At 40.5% G+C, this 3,319-nt stretch carries 3 protein-coding genes; 1 reads left to right on the forward strand and 2 read right to left on the reverse strand.

Annotation, left to right across the window (positions count from 1 at the left end; genetic code table 11):
* Positions 1 to 99 precede the first annotated feature (99 nt).
* Positions 100 to 441 (forward strand): metal-sulfur cluster assembly factor, encoded by a 342-nt coding sequence (locus ACQRDX_RS09065; protein WP_354369013.1) that lies wholly within the window; start codon positions 100 to 102, stop codon positions 439 to 441.
* Positions 442 to 476: 35 nt separating this feature from the next.
* Here ACQRDX_RS09065 and ilvD read toward each other — a convergent pair whose 3' ends face one another.
* Both ilvD and ACQRDX_RS09075 read right to left on the reverse strand, forming a co-directional pair.
* Entirely contained in the window at positions 477 to 2,183 is a 1,707-nt protein-coding gene (gene ilvD, locus ACQRDX_RS09070) for a dihydroxy-acid dehydratase (protein ID WP_427896562.1), read from the reverse strand.
* A gap of 143 nt (positions 2,184 to 2,326) precedes the next feature.
* Positions 2,327 to 3,208, reverse strand: coding sequence for a class II fructose-bisphosphate aldolase (locus tag ACQRDX_RS09075; RefSeq protein WP_354369017.1), 882 nt, complete (start codon positions 3,206 to 3,208; stop codon positions 2,327 to 2,329).
* Positions 3,209 to 3,319 lie beyond the last annotated feature (111 nt).

Below are 3,319 nucleotides of genomic sequence, written 5' to 3' on the forward strand. Positions count from 1 at the left end.
ATTTTTTATTTCTCTCCTGCCTTCTGATAGCTAAACCATTGAATCTTTTCAAGGTTTTATGTTAGAATAAAGCTAATGCTATCGAAAAGAGAAAGTAATATGAGAGAAGATATTAAGATAAATGATCGCGTCAAAGATTTTGAAGATCAATTCATTTCTATTTTGCAAAGTGTCTATGATCCTGAAATTGAACTAGATATTTATAATCTAGGATTAATTTATGAATTAACTCTAGATCAAAATGGACACTGCAAAGTGGTTATGACCTTTACTGATGCAGGGTGTAGCTGTGCTGACACTATGCCAGACGAGTTAGTCCGTCGCTTAAAAGAGATTGATGCTGTCAAAAGCGTGCAAGTGGAAATCGTTTGGTCTCCTGCTTGGAAGATGACTCGAATCTCACGATACGGTCGTATCGCCCTTAGAATTAACCCAAAATAAAAAGCCAACATTGGCTTTTTTATTTTAGAATGATTTTATTGATTATCTTTTTTCCAAAAATCTGTCACCGCCCCTTTTGAAGCCGAGGAAACAATATGAGCGTATTTCCCAAGAACACCGCGTGAGTAAAGTGGGGGAAGCGTAGTCTCTGACTGACGTTTAGCTAGCTCTTCATCAGAGATTTTAACCGTCAATTCTTTCGTATCTTGGTCAACAATCACAATATCCCCATCGCGTAGGTAAGCAATTGGACCCCCATCTTGAGCTTCTGGTGCAATATGTCCCACTACTAAACCATAGGTTCCTCCTGAGAAACGTCCATCTGTTAGAAGGGCAACAGATTCACCTTGTCCTTTACCAACCAAAATAGAAGAAAGCGAAAGCATCTCAGGCATACCTGGTCCACCTTTTGGTCCGACAAATCGAACCACTACGACATCCCCATCAACTACTTCATCTGCTAAAACAGCCTTAACAGCATCTTCTTCTGTATTGAAGACCTTAGCAGGACCTTCATGGCGACGAACCTTAACACCAGATACTTTAGCAACAGCTCCTTCTGGAGCTAAGTTTCCATGAAGAACAATCAATGGACCATCCGCGCGTTTTGGTGCTTCTAAAGGCATGATTACTTTTTGACCTTCTTTCAAATCAGGAGCTTCTTCCAAGTTTTCCGCCAATGTTTTACCTGTACATGTTAAAACGTCACCATGCAGGAAACCATTTTGATACAGATATTTCATAACTGCTTGAACACCACCAACATGGTATAAATCTTGGAAAACATACTGACCACTAGGTTTCAAATCTGCCAAATGTGGCACACGCTCTTGAAAATCATTAAAATCATCCAAAGTTAACTCCACATTAGCCGCATGAGCAATAGCCATCAAATGTAAAATCGCATTTGTTGACCCACCTAGAGCCATGACAACCGTGATCGCATTTTCAAATGCTTTTCTTGTCATAATATCTTTTGGAGTAATGCCCATTTCCATCAACTTAACAACTGCACGCCCTGCCGCCTCAACATCAGCTTTTTTCTCTGGCGACTCGGCTGGATGTGAAGATGAACCTGGCAAACTCATTCCCATAGCTTCAATTGCAGATGCCATTGTATTTGCTGTGTACATTCCACCACAACCACCAGGACCTGGACAAGCATTGCATTCAATCCGACGAACTTCTTCTTCTGTCAAATCACCATGATTCCAACGTCCAACACCTTCAAAAACAGAAACTAAATCAATATCCTTACCATCAAGATTTCCCGGTGCAATCGTTCCACCATAAACAAAGATAGCTGGAATACCAGTATTAGCAATCGCAATCATAGAGCCTGGCATATTTTTATCACAACCACCAATCGCTACCAAAGCATCACAGTTATGACCTGATATGGCAGCCTCAATCGAGTCTGCAATAATATCACGAGAAGGCAGAGAAAAGCGCATCCCTGGTGTTCCCATAGCAATACCGTCGGCAACGGTGATTGTCCCAAATTGAACAGGCCAAGCCCCTTCTGCTTTAACGCCTTCTTTTGCCAACTTTCCAAAATCATGAAGATGAATATTACAAGGGGTATTTTCAGCCCATGTCGAGATGACACCGACAATAGGTGTCTCAAAGTTTTCATCCGTCATTCCTGTCGCACGAAGCATCGCTCGGTTAGGCGATTTTACCATCCCATCATAGATACTTGAGCGAGTGCGTAATTCCTTGAGTGTCGTTTTCTCTACCATGTCATCCTACTTTCCATCACTTATTATTTTACATTATAACATTTCTTTAAAATACTGACCATTAAATAAGATTTTTATCAGGTGTTTAATCAAAAAAAGGTTTATCCTTAAGGATAAACCTTTTATCAACATATCAAGCAAAATTATGCTTTGTTTGCTGAACCGAATACGTCGATACGCTCTTCAACAGCACCTTGGACAGCTTTGAAACCTGGAGCCAAGAATTTACGTGGGTCAAAGAGTTTTTTAGCATCGTATTCTGCTTCGTTTGCATCATAGTCACGTACAAATTCACGTGTTGCATTTGCAAAAGCAATTTGACACTCTGTATTAACGTTAACTTTGGCAACACCAAGACGGATAGCTTCTTTGATTTGCTCATCAGGAATACCTGAACCACCGTGAAGAACGATTGGGAAACCTGGGATAGCTTCAGCCAATTTTTCAAGGTGATCAAGTGCAAGACCTTCCCAGTTTGCTGGGTATGGACCGTGGATGTTACCGATACCTGCAGCCAAGAAGTCAACACCAGTTTCAACCATTGCTTTAGCATCTTCGATTGGTGCCAATTCACCTTTACCGATGATACCATCTTCTTCACCACCGATAGTACCAACTTCAGCTTCTACTGAGATACCTTTAGCGTGTGCTTTTTCAACAACATCTTTAGCCAATTTAAGGTTTTCTTCGATTGGAAGGTGTGAACCGTCAAACATAACTGAAGTATAACCAACTTCGATACACTCAAGAACATCTTCATAGTGACCGTGGTCAAGGTGAATTGCAACTGGTACAGTGATACCCATTGACTCAACAAGGTTTTCAATCATGTTTTTACATACTTTGTAACCACCCATGTACTTACCAGCACCCATAGATGTTTGGATAAGAACTGGAGCTTGTTTAGCTTCTGCTGCACGCAAGATAGCTTGTGTCCACTCAAGGTTGTTTGTGTTGAATCCACCAACTGCATAGCCGTTATCACGAGCTGCTTGGACGAATTTTTCTGCTGAAACGATTGCCATTTTAAAGGCCTCCTTTTATTTTTTGGGATCAAACCCATACGAGTTTATTTTATCACTTTTTCAATAAAATTGCTAGCCAAATCTGAATCTCTTGTCAATTTTCATATTTTT

This window comes from Streptococcus sp. SGI.013, assembly GCF_050315295.1.
GTDB classification, from domain to species: domain Bacteria; phylum Bacillota; class Bacilli; order Lactobacillales; family Streptococcaceae; genus Streptococcus; species Streptococcus porcorum.